Source organism: Rathayibacter rhapontici (assembly GCF_001995175.1).
Lineage (GTDB): Bacteria > Actinomycetota > Actinomycetes > Actinomycetales > Microbacteriaceae > Rathayibacter.
Genome location: NZ_MUKN01000024.1, coordinates 34,518 through 56,149 on the forward strand (window position 1 = coordinate 34,518; position 21,632 = coordinate 56,149).

Below are 21,632 nucleotides of genomic sequence, written 5' to 3' on the forward strand. Positions count from 1 at the left end.
GGTTCGGGTGACGGTCCGGCCCGAGCCATGACCTGAGCTACAAGGCAGGAACAACTGAAATCAAATGTCGGCTATTCATGCACCTCATGAGCAAAAAAGGCCGCCCCGTGTATATCCTGGGAGCTGGCTTTTCTAGAGCCATCAGCTCCGAAATGCCAGTGACTGACGAATTGGGGCGCGAGATAAAGCGTCGACTCAAAGGGGAAATAGCGTTCAATCTTCGAAGTGGTCAGACGTTTGAAGAATGGCTCACGCTACAAATGACGCCTCTTCCTTTTCTGCCTGCGCATGTGAATGCGCGACGATCCGCGGGCGCAGCGCGAGTCATCAGTGAGATTGCAAGTATTCTGGATCTTAGGAGTGACTCGGCGGCGAACACGGACGTCCCCCCCTGGCTTCTTGCCCTCGTGCAGGTTTGGGGTGCTGAAGGCGCAATCATAATCACTTTTAACTATGATCTATTGCTGGAGCGAGCCGTTACTCATGCTCGTCTCGTTTCTCGACCCGGTCACATAATTCGTTACGGCGACGAATTGGTCTTTCCCGCTCCGTCCGTCACATCTGCCCAATATGCTGGGGATACGGGACTCGACCACTTGTCCGGTTCTTTTCAAGTGCTCAAGATGCACGGTTCGCTTAATTGGTTCGGATCAGGTTCGAAGTCAGGATCGGCCGATCTGCTCCGCTCACGCGAGAAACGTGGTTATGCAGGTCACGAGGCAATGATTGCTGATGTCGACTACTCTGGCCTGCGCCAGCTAGACCGCTACTTGATCCCCCCTATGACCTCGAAGGACGGATACTACAGCTCATCAATGATGACAAGTATTTGGCGAGAAGCCGGGGTGGCTATTTCGGAAGCAACTGACCTTTTTATTCTTGGTTATTCGTTGCCGCAAGAGGACCGTGTCGTCGGTGAACTTCTTGCTGGTGTTCCTGTGAAGGTTAGCGTTGGAGTCGTTGACCTAGACCCCGGATCTATCGAAGACGCCAGGGGGGTCGTCGGCCGACTTGGCCGGTTGGAGCTCGACGCAAAACCATTGACGGACGGTTCAGAAGCGATAAGCAGGTTCGCGGACCTGAGATGCGTGGAACTGGCGGACAATTTTGTGAAGCGACTGCCTGAGTTGCCCAGCGAATTCGATTGTCTTCCGATCTTCCTGCATCGGAATGAGCTCTCCCATGGAAGCCGCTCCGCCGAGCAGTACGGGCTCGAAGTGGAAGGACCCCACGTTTTGTCCCTTGGGGACAAGATGCCGCCGCCCTACGCGCGGTCCGACAAGACGTCTGCTCTTTCTATCGCCCGATTAAAGGCTATCGGCGCGGATGGCCAAAAATTGGCTTTGCGTTTGGGTGAGGGGGAGGGCTCCGTATTGGTGGTCGGCCTTGAGCTATCGGATGGGGAGGCATATTTGCTCACGGCCGCTTCTCCCGTAGCTTGCTACCCAACAATCGGGGATAACGGCGGTACATAATTTGCTTTCAGAGAGCTCACCTTGATCGAAAATCAAAGCAAGTGTTTGACGATCTTTCTACGGCGTGTTTATCGTGTTCTCAAGTTCGGAGGGGGCTTAGCGGTCAGCGTGGTGCGTACGGGGACCTTCGGGCTCACCGCGCCAGCGCCGCCAGCTCCGCGCGGTTCCGCGCCCCCGCCTTCCGCAGCAGGTTCGAGACGTGGAACTTGGCCGTGTTGCCGCTGATGCCGAGGTCGTCGGCGATGCGCTGGTTCGAGGCGCCGAGGGTGATCAGGTGCAGCACCTCGCGCTCGCGGGCGCTCAGCTCGGCGAGGTCGAGGCCGTCGGGCTGAGCGGGCGGGTCCAGAGGCAGGCGGATCGACAGGGTCGAGCCCCAGCCTGCGGTCGACGTGATCGCGAGGTCGCCGTCGAGGCCGCGCACGCGCTCGGCGATCGGGCGCAGGGCCTCGTCGCGGGCGGTCAGCTCGCCGCGGCCGTCGTCGCGGATCTCGATCAGCAGGTTGAGGCCGTCGCAGTCCCACTGGATCCGCACGCGCCGCGTCTGCTCCGACTCGACGAAGGCCAGCACGGCGCTGCGGACGATCGCGCGGGCCGCGTGGGCGACCTCGCCGGGGAGCGCGCGACCGGTCGCCGGCGGCTCGACGAACTGCACGTCCAGGTCGCCGAAGCGCACGAGCGGGCGCAGGTCGCTCCGGAGGCGCGCGAAGGCGCCCACCACGGGCTCGAGCATCGCGCTGCGCTGCTCGTCGGTCGCGGTGCGCAGCTCGACCAGGGCGTTCGCGGCGATGTCGATCGCGACAGCGCGGGCCGCACGATCGTCCAGGCGGTCGGCGCGCAGGGCGGCGAGCACCGACTCCAGCGCGACCGCGTGCCGATCGGCCTGCTCGGCGACGGTGCGGGCGTGCTCGAGCAGCAGCGCGCGGGAGGCGGGGGAGGAGTCCATCCGACGAACCTACCCGTCCTACCTCCTCCGATACCGGACTACCCGAACGGGTAGGAGGGCCTGCCTCATCAGGGGGCCGACTCCTGCAGCGGTCGCGCGCAGGCTGGAGTCATGCCCGACATCGAGGACTCCACCGCAGACCCCGCGAAGGCTCTGGCCGTGATCGTCGCCGAGGTGACCGCGGCGGCCACGTCCCTCACCGAGGACGACCGCCTCGAGCCCGTCGCCGCGCTGCTCGCCGACGCCGACCGCGTCTTCGTGCACGGCGCCGGCCGCTCCGGTCTCGCCCTGCGGATGACCGCCATGCGCCTCATGCACCTCGGTCTCGTCGTGCACGTGGTCGGCGACGTCACCACTCCTGCGATCCGCGAGGGCGACGTGCTGCTCACGGCGAGCGGCTCCGGCACCACGGGCGGCATCGTCCGCGCGGCGCAGTCGGCCGTCGACGCCGGTGCTCGTGTCGCTGCGATCACGACGGCCGCGGGTTCTCCGCTGGCCGAGCTCGCCTCCGCGGTCGTGATCGTGCCGGCGGCCGAGAAGCTCGACCGCTCCGGGACCGCCTCCGCCCAGTACTCGGGCGGGCTCTTCGAGCAGGTCGTCGTGCTCACCGGCGACGCCCTGTTCCACGCGCTCTGGAAGCGCCGCGGCGAGAGCGCCGACGAGCTCTGGCCGCGCCACGCGAACCTCGAATGACCCCAGCACTCCACCGACTTCCCCCTACTCCCTAGAGAAAGAAGAACCCCGTGAAGCTCCAGTTCGCCATGGACACCCTCAGCACCGAGGCCGCCCTCGAGCTCGCCGCCGCCGCGGCTCCCCACGTCGACATCCTCGAGCTCGGCACCCCGCTCATCAAGAGCGCGGGCCTCTCGGCGATCACCGCGATCAAGGACGCCCACCCCGACAAGATCGTCTTCGCCGACCTCAAGACCATGGACGCCGGCGAGCTCGAGGCCGACATGGCGTTCAAGGCCGGCGCCGACCTCGTGACGGTCCTCGGAGTCGCCGGCGACAGCACGATCGCGGGTGCGATCGCGGCCGGGAAGAAGCACGGCAAGGGCGTGGTCGTCGACCTCATCGGCGTGCCCGACAAGGCCGCCCGCGCCCGCGAGGTCGTCGCGCTCGGCGCCGAGTTCGTCGAGATGCACGCGGGCCTGGACGAGCAGGCCGAGGACGGCTTCACCTTCGACACGCTGCTGCGCGACGGCGAGTCCTCGGGCGTGCCGTTCTCGGTCGCGGGCGGAGTGAGCACGGCCACGATCGAGTCGGTGCAGTCCGCGGGCGCCGTGGTCGCCGTCGCGGGCGGCGCCATCTACGGTGCGCCGGACGTCGGCGAGGCCGCCGCGGCGCTCCGCGCGAAGATCTCCTAGTCGGGGCGGAGGCCGGCTTCCGCACCTCCGGCTCGTCACGGCTCGTTCGGCTCGCAGGACTCCCCGGATCCTGCGAGCCGAACGCGTTCCTGCGAGCCGGGCCCCGCCTCCGTCGCCCTCGACTCTCCGGAAGTCGTCGTACTCGAGCCCCAGTACGACGACTTCTGCGGAGTCGCGGGCCGCCAGGGTCGCCGCGACCGCCCCGGCGGTCAAGCCCCTCCCGCCTCCCGGCCCCGCGCGATTGCCTGGAGGACCCGACACGACAGGAGCCTCCGTGCACCCCAGTTCCACCCGCATCGCCCCGATCGAGACCTATGCCGACGAGAACGGCTGGCACAACCGCATCGCCGACGCCCGCGTCCCGCTGACCCACCACTCCGACCGCGACGAGGCCGAGCGCGAGGGCGCCGAGATGGCCCGTCAGCGCGGAGGCCGCCACGTCGTTCGCGACTGACGCGCGGATCCGCGCCGACCGACGACCCTGCGCGACCCGACATCCGTCCCTTAGCGCGCCGTCTCCGCCCGGTCAAGTCTCTGTCCCACCCCGCCGCGCCCCGCCTAGCCTGGCCCGTCGTGCCACCCCGACCCCGGGACGCACGCGACGGGAGGACGACATGGCGACCACGAGTGGCCCCACGGCACACGCAGGTAGGCCCGACGCGGGCTCGGACGGGCAGAAGCTGAAGCGCCGCATCACCGGCCCGCTCCTCTTCTTCTTCATCCTCGGCGACGTGCTCGGCGCCGGCATCTACGCCCTCATGGGCACCCTCGCGAACGAGGTCGGCGGCGCCGTCTGGATGCCGCTGCTCCTCGCGCTCGGCCTCTCGCTCCTCACGGCCGGCTCCTACGCCGAGCTCGTCACGAAGTACCCCAAGGCCGGAGGCGCCGCGGTCTTCGCCCAGCGCGCCTTCCGCCGTCCGATCGTCTCGTTCCTGGTCGGGTTCGCGATGCTCGCGGCCGGAGTGACGAGCGCGGCCGGTCTGTCGCTCGCGTTCGCCGGCGACTACCTCGGCACCTTCCTCGACGTGCCGACCGTGCCCACCGCGATCGTGTTCCTCATCCTCGTCGCGTGCCTGAACGCGCGAGGCGTGGCGGAGTCGCTCCTCAGCAACACGGTCATGACCGTGATCGAGGTGAGCGGCCTCCTGATCGTGATCGCCTGCGTCGCGCTGCTCGTCGCCGGCGGCGGCGGCGACCTCTCGCGCACGGTCGAGATCGGCGGCGAGCAGGGACCGGCCCTCGCCGTGCTCGGCGGCGCGATCATCGCCTACTACTCCTTCGTCGGCTTCGAGACCTCGGCCAACGTCGCCGAGGAGGTCCGCGACCCCAGCCGCGTCTACCCGCGCGCCCTCTTCGGATCGCTGCTCGCCGCCGGCGCCGTCTACGTCCTCGTCGGCCTCGCGAGCTCGATCGCGCTGCCCGCCGACGAGCTGGGCGAGTCCTCCGCTCCGCTGCTCGACGTCGTCACCGCCTCCGGAGTCGGCGTCCCGGCCTGGCTGTTCAGCCTCATCGCGCTGATCGCGGTCGCCAACGGCGCCCTGCTGACCATGATCATGGCCAGCCGCGTCACCTACGGCATGGCCGAGGAGCGGCTGCTGCCGGCCGTGCTGAGCAAGGTCCTGCCCAAGCGCCGGACTCCGTGGGTCGCCATCGTCGTGACGACCGTGGCGGCGTGCCTCCTGACGCTCGTCGGCGACCTCGCGACGCTGGCCGAGACCGTCGTGCTCCTCCTCCTGCTCGTCTTCATCAGCACCAACGTCGCGGTGCTGGTGCTGCGCCGCGATCACGTCGAGCACGACCACTTCCGCGTCTGGACGGCGATCCCGGTCCTCGGAGTCGCGTCGTGCGTCCTCCTGCTGACCCAGCAGGACCCGATCGTCTGGGCCTACGGCGCCGCCCTGCTGGGCATCGGTGCCGTCCTGCACCTCGTCACGAAGCGCCGGAGCGAGCGCGGCGGGCGGGTCCGCGACCGCGACTGACCCCGGTCGCGCGCGGCCGGCCTGCAGAACGAAGGCTGAGCGGCGCGATCCCCTGGGAACAGGCCCGATCGCCCTCCTCAGCCTTGGTTGCGAGGGTCGAGACCCGCCCAGACGACGAGGACCTCCCGTGCCGAGCAGCAGCTCGACGCGGGAGGTCCTCGTCGTCAGGGCCGGATCACGTCGGACCGGGTCCGGCGGTCACCGCCCGCGCCTCACCGGCAGGTGGTCGCGGGGTGCGCCACCGTCTGCGTGTGCGCTCCCGCTCCGCCTCCGGATCGGCTCACCGCCACCGACACCTCGCCGGCCGGCAGCACCGCCAGGCGGGTGCTGAAGGCGTGCGTCGCCGCCTTGGCGGGCGCGACCTGGGCGAACGACTTCACGGTCGTCCCGCGGGTCATCGTCACATCGACCGGCACCGAGTCCCGGTTCACCGAGGTGACCGTCACGACCGCCTTGCCCGCGATGCAGCGCACCGCGGCCGTGCTCACGACGTTCAGCGTCGTCTCCTGCGCCGGCAGGACGAACGGAGCGAAGTCGATCCGGTCGACGTCGGGCGCGACGGCGTAGCCGGGCAGGACCCGGTCGTCGTTCGTGCTCGTCGTCGGGCCCTCGTCGATGAACAGCGTCGAGCGGGTGTTGCCGAAGGTCACCGGACCGGAGTCGGTCGCGAGGTCCAGCGGCAGGACCGCCTCCCAGAAGTTGCTGGAGGAGTAGGTGTACCGGAACGTGGTGCGGCCCACGAGGCCGGTGGTCCCGGCCTCCTCGGCCTGCAGCCCGAGGTCGACGACCTGCGGGTTGTAGTCGTGCGTCCCCTCGATGTCGTCGTTCGAGTAGTGCACGACGGCGTCGTAGGCGCCCGCCTTGTCGAAGCCCGGCAGGCGGGGCACGGTGAGCGTGCCCTCGTTCGCCGGGTCCGCGTCGGTGATGCCGAGGCCCGTCACGTACCCGGTTCCGGATCCGTTCGTGAGCGCCCCGCCGAAGCCGGCGACCGCGGCCGTGCCGCCGAGGCCGACGGTGGCGAGGTCCTCGGCCTGGACGCGGACGATGCTCGCGTCACCGGCGACCGCACGGGTGGTCGTGACCGACCCGACGCGGACGCTGCCGGTGCTCGCCAGCTCGACCTCGCTGATGCCCTCCGGCAGGTGGACGCGGACTGTCGTCGTGCCCGGGGCGAAGGTCCCCGCGCGGCGGCCGTTGACGTCGACCGTCAGCGAAGTGCCGGCGGCACCCTCCCACGCCACGGCGAGGTCGTAGTAGCCGGACTCGAACGTCGACGGGTAGAGGTCGGCGCGCTCGCCGGTCTCGAGCGACAGGCGGCCGCCCGAGAGCGTCGCGCCGTCGATCAGGCGGAACCCGGTCGCCGGGTACTCGACGGACTCGGCGTTCACCGTGTCGCCGACCCGGACGAGCTCGAAGCGGTCGAGCGTGACTCCGCCGTCGGCTCCGGCGCCGGGCAGGAGGGTCGTCCCGTCCTTGCTGGTGCGCACTCCGACGGTGTGGGTGCCGGCGCTGAGGGCGACGTACACCTCGGCACTGCCGCGGGCGACGGTGCGGACGTTGCTCGGCTTGATCGCGTTCGCTCCGTACTGCGCGAGCGTCGAGAACGCGCCGTCGACGAAGACCGCGTGCTGCGCGGCCCGGCCGGGCGTGGCTCCGAGGATCTGCAGGCGGTAGAGACCCGCCTGCGCCACGGTCACCGACCAGTCGGCGCGCGAGCCCACGGCGGCGAAGCCGGAGACGTCGCGGTCGCCGGAGGCGCGGTAGCCGTCGGGCGTGCGGGTGGCCGCGGCGGTGAGGCGCGTGGCCTCGGCCTCGATCACGTGGCGCTCGCCCTGGGCGGCGGCGGCCGCCTCCACGTCGCGGGTCGCGGCCGGAGTGACGACGACCTGGTAGGCGCTCGACGAGTTCGCGGAGGGGATCCGCAGTTCGACGCGGCCGTTCACGACGGACACGGCGTCGTCGGCGAGGACGACCCGGGGGGTGCCCGCGATGCCGTCGGTGCCGCTGACGACGGCCTCGCGGACCTCGACGTCCACGGAGGAGCCGAACGTCGCGCTGTCGAGGCCGTTCAGCGTCAGAGCGCCGTCGCGGCCGTCGGGGATCCCCGCGACGATCACCTGGGCGCGGTCGGCGTCCCGGTCGATCGCGGCGATCGCCTTCTCGCGGTTGGTGGTGACCGCTGCCGTGCGCGACCCGGTCAGGTCGCCGTACCACTTGAAGAGCCACCAGCCGCCGTTCGCGGCGTTGACCTTGGCCTGGTTGTCCGAGAGCGTGCCGGAGGCGGTCCAGTAGGCCGTCTGGGCGTCGATCTTGGCCGCCTCGAAGCCGGCGAACCAGCGCAGGAGGTTGGCGGGCGAGCTCATGTCGGTGCTGGCGCCCCACTCGGTGATGTTGATCGAGGGGATGTCGGCGGCGGCGATGCCCACCTCGGCGGCGTAGCGGCGGAAGTCCGACGCCCGGTCGGGCAGCCACTGGTAGCCGCGGAGCTCGTGCCAGACGTAGATGTCCGGCACGGTGTTCGTCGCGCGGGCCATGGTCAGGAACGTCTTGATGTTGCCCTCACCGCGCCAGGCGGCGTCTCCGGGGCCCGCGATCTGCGGACGCGCGAGACCGTGCTTCGCGTAGGTGGCGGTGATGACGTCCCACGCCGCCTTCCAGTCGGTCGCTCCACCGGGGGTGAAGCTGTTCGGCTGGTTGCCGACGTGCATGTAGCGGTTGTAGAGGTCGTCCGAGTTCAGCCACTGCAGGTCGACCTCGTTGAACGGGATGAAGACGTACTTCTCGGGGTTCTCGGCCTCGCGGGCGACCTCGTCGACGACGATCTCGAGCACCTCGAGGTAGTCCCAGACGCCGTTCGGGGCCGCAGTGAACGCGTCGGTCAGCTGTCCGTCGGCGCCGCGCACGTAGCTGCGGTCGTCACCGGGGCGCTTCCCGCCGTTGTAGGGCCAGTCGGGGTAGTAGTCCTGGGTGTAGAGGTAGAGGTCCTCGCCGTACTTGTCGAAGAAGGTCTTCTCGACGGTGAACGCGTCGCCGCCCGGGTGCTGCGTGCCGAACGGGGGCTTCTGCGACACGTTGGTCATCGCCGCGCCGTTGACGAGCGCCTGGGTCGGCGAGCCCTCGTCGCCGAGGCCGTAGAGGGTGCCGGAGGCGCCTCCGCGGAACTCGCCCGTGTCCTGCCCGAAGTCGACGGCGATCGGCTCGGTCGGCCGGGCCGTGACCGTGACGGTCGTGGTGAACGGCGTCGCCCATCCTGCGACGGTGCCGTTCACGGTGAACGTGGCCCCCGCGGTGGCGAAGGCGGAGGCGGGGACGGCGTCCCAGGTGATCGCCGCGGTGGCAGGGCCGGACTCGCGCGTGACGTTCACGGTCGCGGGGAGGGTCGGCGCGACCTTCGCGGCGGTGGACGCGGTGAAGCTCTGACGCTCGACCGAGACGATCGCGCCGGCGTCCTCGAGGTACGCGGTCGAGACCTGCTCGGCCGTGAGGGCGCTGCGGTAGATCGCGAAGTCGTCGAACTGGCCGCCGAAGAACGCGGCGTAGGGGCCGGCCCACGGCACGCGGCCGATCAGGCCCGAGCGGGTGCTGGAGGGCGAGGCGAGCTTCGCGAAGTCGAGCGAGACCGCCTCCGTCCGCACGAGCGAGCCGTTGATGTAGTACGAGACGGAGTCGGTCGTGGCGACCGTGGTGATCTGCGCCCAGGTGTTCGTGGGCAGCGGAGTGGAGGACACGGCCTTGACCTCGGTGCCGGTGTTGGCGGCGGCCTTGGACTGCCCGCCCTCGTTCGGCACGTGGTAGAGGCCCCAGTTGTCGCGGGGGAGGGCGTCGCTGCCGATGATGTATGACCACGGGAGCTGGCCGGCGTTCGCGCCGTCCCACTTGACCCAGGTCGAGACGGTCATCGCCGAGGTGTCGGCGAAGAGGCCGGCCGGGATGTCGAGGTACGGGGCGGCGGCCTGCGACGAGCCCTGCGCACCTCCCGGGAAGAGACCGGAGGCGCCGGACCCGGCGACCGGGCCCGTCCCGCGGGCCAGCGACGCCGCGTTGCGGACGCGGGCGTCGAAGGCGGAGCCGAGGGAGCCCTGGTTGGCGATCGTCGACGCCGAGGGGTTCTGGTCGAACGTGTACAGGACGGCGGGGGTCGGAGGAGTGTCGACCGCGGCCGCGGGACCGGCGCCGACGAGTGTCGAGGTCGCCAGCACCGGAAGTGCGACGAGAGCGGCGATCGAGGCGGTGATCCGCCTCGAGAAGGAGTGGGGAGTGTGCATGGGTTCCTCAACGCTGAGAAGGGATCCGAGATCGCTGTCGAGGCGATGTCGAGACGGGTCGGTGCCAGCACGATATCGATATCAGGAGGTGATCACCAGACATTTCTGAAATCGCTACCAGACTCGATCGCCTCCGTGGCGACCCGCGCAGATAACGCTTTCATCACGCGCTTGCGCTTTGATGAAATCGGTATCAGTATCTGTCCAGTCCCGATTCCGGGGCCCCGCCCTTCCCACTCCGCGACGACGAGGAGCTCCTGTGCCCGAGCAGCTGACCTGGGGTCCCCTCGACGGGCTCCGACTGACCTTCGACCGCTCGCCCGGAGCCCCGCTCGCCCTCGTCGTCCTCGAGTCCCGGGGCGTCCGGCTCGAGGCGACGCACGTCGCGCCCTTCTTCGAGATCACCACCGCCGCCGCCGGCCACGACCCCGCGAGCTCCCGCCTCACCCACTCCCGCATCGGGGCGGCGATGCGCTACGTCTCGCACCGCGAGAGCCTCGTCGACGGCGTCGCCGTGCTCGAGATCGAGGCCGAGGCCCCGTCGTTCGGCGTCGTCGCCCGGGCGGTCCTGCGCCAGGTCGTCGGAGTCGCCGCCGTCACCTCCGAGGTCGCGGTCGGTGCGCTGTCCCGCCAGGTCCTGCGCTCGGTCGCATCCTGGAGTGCCGACCTCGGCGCTCCGTCGGGCGCCGACGGCAAGGACGCCTTCACCCGCTGGTCGCTGCTGCGCGGCGAGAACGACTGGCTGGGGGAGGGGCGCTGGAGCACCGCGCCCGTCCGCGACTCCGGATTCGTCACCCTCCGCGAGGACATCACCGGCCACGACCCGCGCGGCGCGGTCGGCGCGGTCTCGACCGGCAGCTGGTCCACCGGCTCGCACCTCCCGGTCGGCGGGCTGATCGCCTCCGACGCCGCGCTGCTCTGGCAGATCGAGCACAACGGAGCGTGGCGCTGGGAGGTCGGCGAGGACATCGACGGCGGCACGCTCGCCCTCTCGGGCCCGACCGACCTCGACCACGGCTGGATCCGCGCCCTCGAAGCGGGGGACGTCTTCACCTCGGTCCCGGTGACCGTGGCGCTCGGAGCCACCTCCGACGCGGCCGTCACCGCGCTGACGCACCACCGCCGCGCGACCCGCCGCTCCCACCCCGACGACGCCGCCCTGCCCGTCGTCTTCAACGACTACATGAACACCCTCAACGGCGACCCGACCACCGGGAAGCTGCTGCCGCTGATCGACGCCGCGGCCGCCGCGGGAGCGAGATCTTCTGCATCGACGCCGGCTGGTACGACGAGAGCGGCGTGCCCGGCGGCTGGTGGAGCAGCGTCGGCGCCTGGCAGCCGTCCGCGAAGCGCTTCCCGGGCGGTCTGGGCGAGGTCGTCGAGCGGATCCACGGCCACGGGCTGGTCCCGGGCCTGTGGCTCGAGCCGGAGGTGATCGGCGTCGACAGCCCGATGGCCGACCGCCTGCCCGACGACGCGTTCCTGCAGCGCTGCGGCATCCGGATCGAGGAGCACGAGCGCTTCCACCTCGACCTCCGCCACCCGGCCGCCGTCGCGCACCTCGACGAGACGGTGGACCGCCTGGTCGCCGACTTCGGCATCGGCTTCTTCAAGTTCGACTACAACATCGACGCGGGCCCCGGCACCGACGCGGCCTCCGACTCCGTCGGCGACGGCCTGCTCGGCCACAACCGCGCCTACCTGGCCTGGCTCGACGCGCTGCTCGACCGGCACCCGACCCTGGTGATCGAGAGCTGCTCCTCGGGAGCGATGCGCCAGGACTGGGCCGTGATGTCGCGGCTGCAGATGCAGTCGACCTCCGACCAGCAGGACTTCCGCCTCTACCCGCCGATCGCGGCGGCGGCGCCCATGATGCTCCTCCCGGAGCAGGCGGCCAGCTGGGCGTACCCGCAGGCCGACATGGACGACGAGGAGATCGCGTTCTGCCTGGTCACGGGGCTCCTCGGCCGGTTCTACCTCTCGGGCTACCTCAACCGGATGTCCGACCCGCAGCTCGCGCTGGTGCACGAGGCCGTCGCCGCGGCCAAGTCGCTCCGCGGCGCGATCGCCTCGTCCTCGCCCCGCTGGCCGCTCGGCCTTCCCGGTTGGACGGACGACTCCGTCGCCCTGGCGCTGCGCACCGAGGACGAGCACCTCGTCTCGGTCTGGCGTCGCAGCGGCACGGACGACGTCGTGCTGCACGTCCCGGAGCTGCGCGGACAGGACGTCGACGTCGCGGTCGTGTTCCCCGTGGCGCTGACGGCCTGGGGCACCGCCTGGGATCCGTCCACGGCCCGCCTCACCGTCCGGCCCACAGGCTCCGGCCCCTCCGCCCGCACCTTCCGCCTGTCCCTCCGCACCACCTGACCCCCCACCCCTGCCGGGTCCACCCGTCCCGGCATACCCTCTCCACTACACAGAAAGCTCGAGTATTTCGATGAAGAAGTCACTCCTCAGTGCGGCCGTCCTCACGGCCGCCTCCGCTCTGCTCCTCGCCGGCTGCAGCGACCCGGGGGCCGGCGGCGGCACCGACGGCGGCGCGGCCGCGCCCGCCTCCTGGCCCGCCCAGGACGCCGACCTCGAGGGCACCGAGCTCACCATCTGGGCCGCGCAGAACTCGAACACGGTCCCCGAGTCGGTCGTCGAGGGCTTCGAGGAGCTCACCGGCGCGTCCGTCGAGATCGAGACGATCCCGGACCCCTACGAGCAGGGCGTGCAGACCAAGGTCGCCACCGGCGACAAGCCCGACCTGGCGTTCTGGCAGCCCACCGCCTCGCAGCTCACCGCGCTCAACGCGACCACCAACCTGCAGAGCCTCGACGGCGCACCCTGGCTCGAGGACTTCGACCCCGCGCTCGCCGACATCACCGGCACCCTCGACGACACCCGCTATGCGGCGCTGGTCTCGACCCCCGCGGTCGAGGGCGTCTACTACAACAAGAAGGTCTTCGAGGAGAACGGCATCACCGAGCTCCCCACCGACTGGGCCTCGTTCCTCGAGACCGCCCGCCAGCTCAAGACCGCCGGCGAGACCCCGTTCTTCGAGATGGGCGCCGACCGCTGGGCCACCCAGTGGTGGGTGCAGGTGCAGCTCGCCGACGCCGCGGCCGACGGCCTCTGGGACCGCGTCAACTCGGGCGAGGAGAAGTTCACCGACCCGACCATCCAGGGTGCGATCGACTCCTACAAGGGCCTGATCGACGAGGGCCTCTTCAACGAGGACATCAAGACCGCCACCTTCGAGGACCAGGGCGCCGCCCTCCTCGCGGGCGACGCGGCGATGGTCGTGCAGGTCAACTCCTTCTTCGGCCAGCTGCAGTCGCTCTCCGACACCGAGACGCTGAACGACACCGTCGGCTTCTTCCCGATCTCGCCCTCCGGCAACGTCGGCACCTTCATCCCGGACCAGTCGAACGCGCTCGTGGCCTTCAAGACGGGAGACGAGAAGAAGGAGGCGGCCTCGCGCCAGCTCCTCTCGTACTGGCTCGGCGACGGCTACGCCGACTTCGTCGAGGCGCAGAACACCATCTCGCTCGAGCCCTCGGTCACCACGCCGGACACCGTGCCCACTGCACTCGTCTCGGTGAGCGAGTCGGTCGGCACCTCGGTCGGCTCGATGCAGGCCCTGGCGATCGCCAACCCCGACCTCTACATCTACCTCGCCGACATGATCCAGGGCACCAAGACCCCGGAGCAGGTCGCGCAGGCCACGCAGGACCAGTTCGCGCAGCTCGCGAAGGCTCAGGGAGCCACCGGCTTCTAGCCCCTCGACGCGGGGGCCGGCCGTCCAGCGGCGGGCCCCCGCTCCTCCTCCTCTCTCGAAAGGCAGTGACCGCGTGTCCACCACCCGAGCAGCCGCGCCGCCCCGCGTCCTCGCCCGCGCCTCGAAGCCGGTCGCCGCGAGCGGCCGCCGGTCCGACCATCCGCTCGTCTTCCTCGTCCCGGCCCTCGTCGTGCTGGTCGTCTTCTTCTTCGTGCCGACGCTGTTCAACTTCGTCTACGCGTTCACCGACTGGTCGAGCTTCAAGTCGGCCATCGGCTTCGTCGGCGTCTCGAACTTCGTCGACCTGTTCCAGAGCGGCACGCTGATCCAGGCGCTGCGGGTGACGCTGGTCTACGCGGTGCTGGTCGCCGTGTTCCAGAACCTGTTCGGGCTGATCCTGGCGCTGCTGTTCGAGAAGGACACGCGGGTCAACCGCTTCGCCCGGGTGATGTTCTTCATCCCGGTGATCATGTCGGCGCTCGCCGTCGGCTACGTGTTCCAGGCGCTGCTGAAGCCCGACGGCGCGCTCAACGGCATCCTGTCGTTCGTGACCGGCCAGACCGTGTCGACCGCGTGGCTCGGCGACACCACGTGGACGATCGTCGTCGTCGCCCTCATCCACTCGTGGAAGTGGATGGGCCTCTCGATGCTGATCTACCTGGCCGGGCTCAAGACCATCAGCGGCGACGTGCTCGAGGCCGCGCGGCTCGACGGATCCTCGTGGTGGCAGACGTTCCGCGACATCCGCTTCCCGCTGATCGCCCCGGCGCTCACCTTCAACGTGGCGACCGCGCTGCTCGGATCGATGAACGGCTTCGACATCGTGCAGGCCACCACCGAGGGCGGCCCGGGCGGCACGACGGAGCTGCTCAACATCTTCATCTTCCGCACCTTCGGCCAGGGCCTGTTCGCCCAGGCGACCACGATGAGCCTGATCCTCTTCGTCGCCGTCGCGCTCCTGGCCTTCCCCGTCATCCGCATCCTGCGCCGTCGAGAGGACGTGCTGTGAGCACCACGGTCGAGAAGCCCGCCGCTGTGCGGAAGTCCGCACCCGCTCCGGTCGAGAGGAACCGCCCGTCCGCGGCGCGGACGCTCGCGCGCCTCGCCCAGCCGACCGCGGCGCTCGCGGCCGTCGTCCTGCTGCTCGGCGTGCCGTTCTGGCTCATCATCAGCACCGCGGGCAAGACCCAGGCCGAGGCGCTGAACCCCAACCTGGCCGCTCCGTCGCAGTGGCAGCTGGTCGAGAACTTCGCCACCGTCTTCACCGACGGGCGCATGGTGCAGGCGTTCCTCGGCAGCGTGCTCGTCATGGTGCCGTCGGTGCTGGGCGTGCTCGTCCTCGGCTCGATGGCCGCGTGGATCCTGGGCCGCCGCACGGGACGCGGGATGGCCCTCGTCTACGCCCTCGCGATCAGCGGCATCGTCCTGCCGCCCGCGGTGGTCACGGTGGTGCTCCTGCTGCGCCAGCTCGGACTCGCCGGCACGGCCGTCGGCATGGTCGGCGTGTACATGGGGATGTACCTCTCGACGGTGATCTTCTTCGTCACCGGCTTCGTCCGGACGATCCCGGCGGAGCTCGAGGAGGCGGCCCGGGTCGACGGGGCGCGACCGTTCCGGGTGTTCTTCACGATCATCCTGCCGCTGCTGATGCCCGTGCTCGCGACGGCGACGATCCTGATCTGCCTGTACATCTGGAACGACGTCTTCTACGCGCTGTTCGTGGTCGGAGGGCGGCTCGACACGCTGCCGCTGAACCTCTACCAGGTGGCCAGCGCGGGGCTCTACCTCCAGAACTGGCACCTGATCTTCTCCTATATCATCCTGATGAGCCTGCCCCTCCTCCTGGTGTTCGTCTTCGCCCAGCGCAAGATCATCTCGGGCATCACGAGCGGCGCGGTGAAGTGAGCGCCTCCGAGACCGACGCGGCGCCGATCGCCTCCGCCCCCTCCTGGCTCGCCCTGCACCAGCGCGACGGCCGAGGACGGAAGCGAGACGACATGAAGCGGGACAGGGCCGCGAAAGCCCCGGTCATCGCCGATGTCGCGGCGCTCGCGGGAGTCTCGGTGCCCACGGTCTCGCGGGTGCTCACGGGCGCCGCGAAGGTGGCTCCCGACAAGCGCGAGCGCGTGCTCGCCGCGATCGCCGAGCTGAACTACCGCCCCAGCGCCGCCGCCCGCACCCTCGTCACCCGCCGCTCGCGCACGATCGCGGTCGTCGCCGGCAACACCTCGCAGTACGGCTACGCCGAGGCGATCCGCGGCATCGAGGAGGAGGCGCGCGCCGGCGGCTGGACCGTGACGATCACCGTCATCGAGTCGGCCGACCCGGACGACATCGAGAAGGCGCTCTCGCTCGTGCTGAGCCAGAGCCCCGACGGCATCGCGGTGCTGAAGTTCGACCCGCCCGGCGTCGCCATGGTGGCGGCGCTGCCGCCCGGAGTGCCGGTCGTCGCGCTCTCGGGCGTGCGCGGGCGGGGGATCCCGCAGGCCGTGCTCGACGAGCTGCACGCGGCGCAGGCGCTGACCGAGCACCTGCTCGAGCTCGGCCACCGCACCGTGCACCACGTGCGCGTCCCGCCGTCGCGCCGCGAGGACGGCCGGACCACGGGGTGGCGCCGGGCGCTGAAGGCCGCGGGCGTGGCCGTCGCGCCGACTCCGCTCGAGGCGACGTGGGAGCCGGAGTCGGGGCGCGCTCTGGCGCACCGGCTCGCGGAGGATCCCGAGGTCACGGCGGTGTTCTGCGGCAACGACGAGATCGCGATGGGCGTCATCAAGGGGCTCACCGAGTCGGGGCTCCGCGTGCCGGAGGACGTCAGCGTGGTCGGCTTCGACGACCATCCCCTCTCGCGGATGTGGACCCCCGCGCTGACGACGGTGCGCCAGGACTTCGCGGGGCTCGGCCGCCGCGGCTTCGGATTGCTGCTGCGCGCGATGGAGGACGGCGGGGGCGCCACCTTCTCGTCGGAGCGACCCGAGCTGATCGTGCGCGAGAGCTCGGCGCCGCCGCGTGCGCGCTGACGGGTCCTCTTCGGGCGGTGGTGGGTCTCGATACGCCGCTGCGCGGCTACTCGACCAGCAGAGGCTCGTGCAGGTCGAAGCGGTCGTCCTGTCCTGAACCGAGGTCGAGAGGGCTCGAGGGGTCCGTCCCAGTCGTCCGGGCGGCTCCCGACCTCGGTTGCGGACCGCTCGGCCAGCAGAGATAAGGCTGGGTGCGGAGAGCCGGACGGAGACCGCGGGATCGCGTCGATGAGCCTTAGTTCTGAGGCCCGCCGGCGAGTGAGGGCTCTCGAGACGCCGCTGCGCAGCTGCCCGACCTGCGGTGTCGTGCTGATCGAGCAGCGGCCGCGGGCCGCGTCTCGAGATCCGCCCTCCCGGCGACGGCGTGCGGCTACCGCGCGCGCAGCAGCGCCAGGAACTCGTCGGCCATCGCGAGCTGCTCCTCGAGCTTCGCGCGGCGGGCGGCGGCGTCGGCGACGAAGGCGTCCAGGCGCGCGCGGATCGCGGCGTCCTCCTCCGCGGTGCCCGCGCTCTCGAGGCTGTCGACGACACGCAGCAGCTCGGCCATCGCCTCGAGCGAGAAGCCGAGCGGCTTCATCCGGCGGATCAGCAGCAGCCGGTCGACGTCGCGCTCGGTGTAGAGGCGGAACCCGCCCACCGTGCGTCCGCTGGGCCGCAGCAGTCCGACCTCGTCGTAGTGGCGGAGGGTGCGCAGCGACATCGAGGAGCGGTCGGCGAGCTCGCCGATGCGCAGGGTCGCCTCGACCTCCTCGGCCGTCCGCTCGTCCGTCACGCACTGCTCCGCTCGCTCGGGGTGTCCGCAAACCTCACGTTGCGGTAGGTTTGCAGTCGATCCGCTCCCCGCCCCCATTCTCCGGCACGGCCCGAGCGGTCTCCGCGCGATGTGGCGCTCCTCCCTCGACAGCCGCTCGACAGAGCCGACCCGCCCCGGAGCCACCCCATGGCCGTTCCCGCCCGCCCCCAGCCCGTGCACCGGGTGATCACCGTGCTCGACGCGCTGCGCTCGCCGCGGCAGCTGTCGCGCGAGGTCCTCGCCGGCATGGTGACGACTCTCGCCCTCGTGCCCGAGGTGATCTCGTTCTCGGTCGTCGCGGGCGTGGATCCGATGGTCAGCCTGGTCTCGTCCATCGTGCTCGCGCTCACCATGTCGATCCTCGGCGGGCGGCCCGGAGTGATCACGGCGGCGGCCGGATCCGTCGCGCTCGTCATCGCTCCGCTGGTCGGCGAGCACGGGGTGCAGTACGTGCTGCCCACGGTGATCCTGGCCGGGGTGATCCAGATCGTGTTCGGTCTCGCCGGCCTCGCTCGGCTGATGCGGTTCATCCCGCGCTCGGTGATGATCGGCTTCGTCAACGCGCTCGGGATCCTGATCTTCGTCGCGCAGGTGCCGCACGTGATCGGGGTGCCGTGGGTCGCGTACGTGCTGTTCGCCGTGACGCTCGCGATCATCCTGGTGCTGCCGCGCTTCACGAGGGCGGTGCCGGCTCCGCTCGTCGCGATCGTCGTCGTGACCACCGCCGTGATCGTCGCCGGACTCGTCGTGCCGGACGTCGCCGACGAGGGTCCGCTGACCGGGCAGCTGCCGGGGATCACCCCGTTCCTCGTGCCGCTCACGCTCGAGACGCTGCAGCTGATCCTGCCGACCGCGCTGAGCGTGGCGTTCGTGGGGCTGATGGAGACGCTGCTGACGGCGAAGCTCGTCGACGAGATGACGGACACCCCGTCGCACAAGGGCCGCGAGTCGTGGGCGCTGGGCGTCTCGAACATCCTCGCGGGTTTCTACGGCGGCATCGCGGGCTGCGCGATGATCGGGCAGACCGTGCTGAACGTGAAGACCGGACGCGCGCGGACCCGCATCTCGACCGTCGTCGCCGGCGTGTTCCTCCTGGCGCTCGTGACCGGGCTGAGCTCGCTGATGGGGCGGATCCCGATGGTGGCGCTCGCCGCGGTGATGATGATCGTGGCGATCACGACGGTCGACTGGCACAGCCTCCGCCCGTCGACGCTGCGGCGGATGCCCCTGCCCGAGACGCTCGTGATGGTCGTCACCGTGGTCGTCGTGGTCGCGACCGACAACCTCGCGCTCGGCGTGCTGGTGGGCGTGGTGCTGGCGATGGTCCTGTTCGCCCGCCGGGTCGCCCACGTGATCGCGGTCGAGCGCGTCGTCGCCGAGGACGGGGAGTCGGTGCGCTACGACGTCACCGGGCCCCTCTTCTTCGGCAGCAGCAACGACCTGGTCGACCGCTTCGCCTACGCCGACGACCCCGCGCACGTGGTGGTCGACCTCCGGCACGCGCAGATCTGGGACGCGTCGACCGTCGCGGCGCTCGACTCGATCGAGACGAAGTACCGCGACCACGGCGCCACCGTGTCGATCGAAGGGCTGGACGAGCGCAGCACCGGCTTCCACCGGCGGCTGACGGGGCGGCTCGGTTCCTGAGCAGCGGTCAAGCCCCTGGGGCCGGACGATCGCAACCGCTGGGATGGAGGGGAACGGAAGGAGCACCATGTCGACCGAACCCTCCCGCGAGGACCTGCCGCTGCCCGACTGGAACGACATCCCGCTCGGCACGATCGCCGAGCGCATCCGCCCCCTGGACGAGGACGGCGTCACCGCCCTGCTGAGCTACGAGGAGGCGCACGGGGACCGCGCGCCGATCACCACGATCCTCCGCTCGCGCCTCGCTCAGCTGCGCGAGGGCGCCGAGCCCGCCGGCCGCGTTCCGGAGTCGCTGCCCGAGACGTCGCAGGGGTCGACGGGATCCCCGGTGTCGCCCGCGACCTCCGGCCCGCCGATCAACCCGCCGTCGCACGGGGTGCCGACGAACCCGGCGCAGCCGCGCTGACTGCACACGGTCCGCTCAGCGAGGCTTGCCAGAATGGGGGACAGCCGATGACGGCGACCGGACGAGGGAGCAGTACCCGGACAGCGACAGGACTGACTCGGTAGGAGTCGTCATGTCCTGGATCGTCCTCGTCGTCTCGGGAGTCCTCGAAGCCGTCTGGGCCACCGCACTCGGCAAGTCGGAGGGGTTCACCCGCGTCGGGCCGACCGTCGTCTTCGGCGTCGCGGTCGTGGCCAGCATGGCCGGGCTCGCGTACGCGATGCGCGAGCTGCCCACCGGCACCGCCTACGCCGTCTGGGTCGGGATCGGCGCCTCGCTGACCGTGCTCTACGGCATGTTCTTCGGCGGCGAGGGCTTCTCGCTCGTGCGGACCCTGCTGGTGTTCGGGATCGTGGCCTGCGTGATCGGGCTGAAGGTCCTGCACTAGGCCGGAAGGCGCACTTCTGCGCCGAGGTCGTTGCAGGAGAACGGTCGTTCCCCGTAGGCTCGGACCATCACGGAGAACGCGCGTTCTGCGCGCGTGGCGGCCATCCGACGCCGTTCCGTCCGAAGGAGGAACCATGCCCACTCGTTCTGCACGCACCGCCTGGAACGGCTCGCTCGAGACCGGCGAGGGCCAGGTCGAGCTCTCGAGCTCGAAGCTCGGCACCTACGACGTCTCGTTCCCCAAGCGCGCCGCCGACGACGCCAACGGCGCCACCAGCCCCGAGGAGCTCCTCGGCGCCGCCCACTCCGCCTGCTACGCCATGCAGTTCTCGGCCGTCCTCGGCCAGGCCGGCGGCACCGTCGAGGCGCTCGACGTCCGCGCCGACGTCTCGCTCGGCCCGGACTCCGCGGGCGGCTTCAAGCTGACCGGGATCCACCTCGTCGTCAGCGGAGAGGTCTCCGGCATCGACGAGGCGGCGTTCCTCAAGGCCGCCGACGAGGCCAAGGCGACCTGCCCGGTCTCGAAGGCGCTCACCGGAGTCGAGATCACCCTCGACGCCACCTTCGAGAGCTGAGCCCCTCCACGCACTCCACGAGCACCCCGTCGCGCATCGCGGCGGGGTGCTCGTGCGTCCGGGCTCCCTCGCTGATCGAGTAGCCCGCTCCGCGGGCGTATCGAGATCCGCGTCTCCGGGCGGTGGCGGGTCTCGAGACGCCGCTGCGCGGCTGCTCGACCAGCGGAGCGGGCGTCGACGACTCCGGTAAGGATCGCGGCCGAGCCGGACAGGGGAGACTGTGCAGATGCCTCCCGCCGACGAGCGACGAGAGCGGTTCGAGGCGCTGGTCGCCCGGACCGCGGATCCGGTGCGCCGCTACCTCCTGAGGCGGACCGACGCCGCCACGGCCGACGACGTCCTGTCCGAGACGATGATCGTGCTCTGGCGCCGGATCGACGCCGTGCCGGAGGAGGAGGTCGCCTGGGCGATCGGGGTCGCCCGCCTGCAGCTCGCCAACGCGGAGCGCGGCCGCCGGCGCCAGGACAGGCTGGCGCACCGCATCCTGGTCGTCGACCCGCCGCGGGACACCGGACCCGAGCCCGACGACGGCACCGCCGACGCCGTCTCGCGGGTGCTCGCGCAGCTGCGACCGGCCGACGCGGAGCTGCTCCGGCTCTCGGCCTGGGAGGAGCTGGCCCCGCGCGAGATCGCGCAGGTGCTCGGAGCGACTCCGGGCGCCGTCTCGGTGCGGCTGCACCGGGCGCGCGCGAGATTCGCGGCTCTCTGGAGTAAGACCGGCGGCACCGCCGGACATGCAGGGGAAGAGGAGGGGAGCGGACGATGACCGATCCTGACGCGCAGGAGCTGCGCCGGCTGATCCGCGCCGCCGACCCCGCCTCGTCGCTCGCGCCCCTGCGCGACGACAAGCTCGCCCGACTCGCGGAGGACGCCATGACCCAGAAGCCCGCCACCACTCCCGCCCGCCCGGCCGCCCGCCGCCGGGCGCCCCTCTTCGCCGGACTCGGCGCGCTCGCCGGAGGGCTCGCGGCCGCCG

At 70.7% G+C, this 21,632-nt stretch carries 19 protein-coding genes and 1 riboswitch; of the genes, 16 read left to right on the plus strand and 3 right to left on the minus strand.

Annotation, left to right across the window (positions count from 1 at the left end; translation table 11 throughout):
* The first annotated feature begins 86 nt into the window (after positions 1–86).
* Positions 87–1,475, plus strand: a complete 1,389-nt coding sequence (locus B0T42_RS19515; protein ID WP_139344465.1) for an SIR2 family protein — start codon at positions 87–89, stop codon at positions 1,473–1,475.
* A gap of 133 nt (positions 1,476–1,608) precedes the next feature.
* On the opposite strand, the gene B0T42_RS09410 is transcribed toward B0T42_RS19515, so the two are convergent.
* Positions 1,609–2,418, minus strand: coding sequence for a LuxR C-terminal-related transcriptional regulator (locus B0T42_RS09410; RefSeq protein WP_077222936.1), 810 nt, complete (start codon positions 2,416–2,418; stop codon positions 1,609–1,611).
* 111 nt (positions 2,419–2,529) lie between these two features.
* On the opposite strand from B0T42_RS09410, the gene hxlB reads away from it, so the two are divergent.
* The 4 genes from hxlB to B0T42_RS09430 all read left to right on the plus strand — a co-directional run bounded on the left by hxlB (position 2,530) and on the right by B0T42_RS09430 (position 5,764).
* Positions 2,530–3,111 carry a 6-phospho-3-hexuloisomerase gene (hxlB, locus tag B0T42_RS09415; protein WP_077222937.1) on the plus strand — a complete coding sequence of 194 codons (582 nt, stop codon included), beginning with the start codon at positions 2,530–2,532 and terminating at the stop codon, positions 3,109–3,111.
* 50 nt (positions 3,112–3,161) lie between these two features.
* Complete coding sequence (gene hxlA / locus B0T42_RS09420; protein WP_077222938.1) at positions 3,162–3,785, plus strand: 3-hexulose-6-phosphate synthase; 624 nt, start codon at positions 3,162–3,164, stop codon at positions 3,783–3,785.
* Between the two features lie 274 nt (positions 3,786–4,059).
* Complete coding sequence (locus B0T42_RS09425; RefSeq protein ID WP_077222939.1) at positions 4,060–4,239, plus strand: DUF2188 domain-containing protein; 180 nt, start codon at positions 4,060–4,062, stop codon at positions 4,237–4,239.
* Between the two features lie 160 nt (positions 4,240–4,399).
* Complete coding sequence (locus B0T42_RS09430; RefSeq protein WP_077222940.1) at positions 4,400–5,764, plus strand: APC family permease; 1,365 nt, start codon at positions 4,400–4,402, stop codon at positions 5,762–5,764.
* 212 nt (positions 5,765–5,976) lie between these two features.
* Here B0T42_RS09430 and B0T42_RS09435 read toward each other — a convergent pair whose 3' ends face one another.
* Positions 5,977–10,029, minus strand: coding sequence for a LamG-like jellyroll fold domain-containing protein (locus B0T42_RS09435; protein ID WP_077222941.1), 4,053 nt, complete (start codon positions 10,027–10,029; stop codon positions 5,977–5,979).
* Between the two features lie 1,299 nt (positions 10,030–11,328).
* On the opposite strand from B0T42_RS09435, the gene B0T42_RS21270 reads away from it, so the two are divergent.
* The 5 genes from B0T42_RS21270 to B0T42_RS09460 all read left to right on the plus strand — a co-directional run bounded on the left by B0T42_RS21270 (position 11,329) and on the right by B0T42_RS09460 (position 16,809).
* On the plus strand, positions 11,329–12,396 hold the full coding sequence (locus B0T42_RS21270) for a glycoside hydrolase family 36 protein (protein WP_236720201.1): 1,068 nt from the start codon (positions 11,329–11,331) through the stop codon (positions 12,394–12,396).
* Positions 12,397–12,466: 70 nt separating this feature from the next.
* The gene (locus B0T42_RS09445; protein ID WP_077222942.1) at positions 12,467–13,792 is read left to right on the plus strand and encodes an ABC transporter substrate-binding protein; all 1,326 of its coding nucleotides are present in this window, start codon (positions 12,467–12,469) and stop codon (positions 13,790–13,792) included.
* 73 nt (positions 13,793–13,865) lie between these two features.
* On the plus strand, positions 13,866–14,801 hold the full coding sequence (locus B0T42_RS09450) for a carbohydrate ABC transporter permease (RefSeq protein ID WP_077222943.1): 936 nt from the start codon (positions 13,866–13,868) through the stop codon (positions 14,799–14,801).
* On the plus strand, positions 14,798–15,697 hold the full coding sequence (locus B0T42_RS09455; protein ID WP_236720202.1) for a carbohydrate ABC transporter permease: 900 nt from the start codon (positions 14,798–14,800) through the stop codon (positions 15,695–15,697). The genes B0T42_RS09450 and B0T42_RS09455 overlap by 4 nt, the downstream gene beginning before the upstream one ends.
* A 92-nt stretch (positions 15,698–15,789) precedes the next feature.
* On the plus strand, positions 15,790–16,809 hold the full coding sequence (locus B0T42_RS09460) for a LacI family DNA-binding transcriptional regulator (protein ID WP_077222953.1): 1,020 nt from the start codon (positions 15,790–15,792) through the stop codon (positions 16,807–16,809).
* A 370-nt stretch (positions 16,810–17,179) separates the two neighbouring features.
* Here the strand turns inward: B0T42_RS09460 and B0T42_RS09465 are convergent, their stop codons facing one another.
* Complete coding sequence (locus tag B0T42_RS09465; RefSeq protein ID WP_269087514.1) at positions 17,180–17,581, minus strand: MerR family transcriptional regulator; 402 nt, start codon at positions 17,579–17,581, stop codon at positions 17,180–17,182.
* A gap of 168 nt (positions 17,582–17,749) precedes the next feature.
* Here B0T42_RS09465 and B0T42_RS09470 point away from each other — a divergent pair, with 168 nt between their 5' ends.
* The 6 genes from B0T42_RS09470 to B0T42_RS09495 all read left to right on the plus strand — a co-directional run.
* Entirely contained in the window at positions 17,750–19,249 is a 1,500-nt protein-coding gene (locus tag B0T42_RS09470; RefSeq protein ID WP_077222945.1) for a SulP family inorganic anion transporter, read from the plus strand.
* Between the two features lie 67 nt (positions 19,250–19,316).
* A complete protein-coding gene (locus B0T42_RS09475) occupies positions 19,317–19,655 on the plus strand; it encodes a DUF8129 domain-containing protein (protein ID WP_077222946.1) in 339 nt (112 codons plus the stop codon).
* A 38-nt stretch (positions 19,656–19,693) separates the two neighbouring features.
* A riboswitch (guanidine-III (ykkC-III) riboswitch) is annotated at positions 19,694–19,757 on the plus strand.
* 10 nt (positions 19,758–19,767) lie between these two features.
* Positions 19,768–20,082, plus strand: a complete 315-nt coding sequence (locus tag B0T42_RS09480; protein WP_077222947.1) for a DMT family transporter — start codon at positions 19,768–19,770, stop codon at positions 20,080–20,082.
* 133 nt (positions 20,083–20,215) lie between these two features.
* Entirely contained in the window at positions 20,216–20,656 is a 441-nt protein-coding gene (locus B0T42_RS09485; RefSeq protein ID WP_077222948.1) for an OsmC family peroxiredoxin, read from the plus strand.
* Between the two features lie 226 nt (positions 20,657–20,882).
* Positions 20,883–21,422 carry an RNA polymerase sigma factor gene (locus B0T42_RS09490; protein ID WP_077222949.1) on the plus strand — a complete coding sequence of 180 codons (540 nt, stop codon included), beginning with the start codon at positions 20,883–20,885 and terminating at the stop codon, positions 21,420–21,422.
* On the plus strand, positions 21,419–21,632 hold a 214-nt coding region (locus B0T42_RS09495; RefSeq protein WP_139344466.1), incomplete at its 3' end, for a hypothetical protein. The genes B0T42_RS09490 and B0T42_RS09495, both read left to right, overlap by 4 nt.